Raw genomic sequence first — 994 nt, forward strand, 5'->3', positions numbered from 1 at the left:
GTTTGGTAATCCTGCAGGCCGAGGCGAACAACCTCAAGGGTCAAACCAGCCAAGTTACATCACCATCTTGATCATGCGGTTAACGCGCAGATCTTCATGGATCGCCGTCAGCTGCTCAACACCGGTAGCCGTTATCCACACCGTCAGGGAGCGAAAGCTGCCTTTGCTGCTCTCTTTCACGGTGATGCGGGTTTGGTCAAAACCGGGCGCATGGCGCTCCATAATCTCCACCACATAGGTATGCAGCTCGGGCGTTGCATCACCCAACACCTTGATCGGGTAGTTTTCGCAGGGAAATTCAATCTTTGGGGGTTCTTGCTGGGACATAACCTTATAAACCTATGAACGGAACCTGTAAGCGAGAGGCAAATTATACCGCTTAGATGGGGGCAAAATCCCGCCTGACAAGCCTTAAATGCTGCCTGTTTGGCTATTCATCCCCACCCTTATCCGCTATCCTCGCCGCTGCATAATTACCCGCCAACAATAATTTACACGACATCGCCCACTTGGTGCGCTGCCTGCTGATGTAGAAGGACAACTGGACTTGTTACTCGATACCCGCCATTCGCTGGAAACGCCCGAGGGCGCATTGTTGCCGCTGACACCCGCCGGTTTCGGGGTGCGGATTCTGGCGCAAACGCTGGATATTCTGATTCGCTGGGGCATCATCCTCGTGCTTTTTATCGTGCTGTCTCTATTAGGTCGCATGGGTACGGGGATCGCGCTAATCCTCGCCTTTTTACTGGAATGGTTTTATCCCGTCTTTTTTGAAGTGACGCGCAATGGCCGCACCCCCGGTAAAAAATGGATGGGCATCCGTGTGGTCAACGATGATGGTACGCCGATTACCTTTGGCCCCTCGCTGCTGCGCAACCTGCTGCGTGTAGTGGATTTTTTGCCAATGATGTACCTAACCGGAATTATCGCCAGCCTGTGTAACCGTCAGTTCAAACGCTTGGGCGATTTAGCCGCTGGCAGCATGGTGATTTAC

The 994-nt window shown here is 52.9% G+C and carries 2 protein-coding genes; one reads left to right on the forward strand and one right to left on the reverse strand.

Features of this window, described 5'->3' with window-relative positions; genetic code table 11:
• Positions 1–54: 54 nt before the first annotated feature.
• Positions 55–327 carry a DUF493 domain-containing protein gene (locus B4E62_RS07815; protein WP_331351675.1) on the reverse strand — a complete coding sequence of 91 codons (273 nt, stop codon included), beginning with the start codon at positions 325–327 and terminating at the stop codon, positions 55–57.
• 220 nt (positions 328–547) lie between these two features.
• On the opposite strand from B4E62_RS07815, the gene B4E62_RS07820 reads away from it, so the two are divergent.
• On the forward strand, positions 548–994 hold a 447-nt coding region (locus tag B4E62_RS07820; protein ID WP_331351676.1), incomplete at its 3' end, for an RDD family protein.

Origin of the sequence: Cellvibrio sp. UBA7671 (genome assembly GCA_002483145.1) — a bacterium.
Lineage (GTDB): Bacteria > Pseudomonadota > Gammaproteobacteria > Pseudomonadales > Cellvibrionaceae > Cellvibrio > Cellvibrio fibrivorans.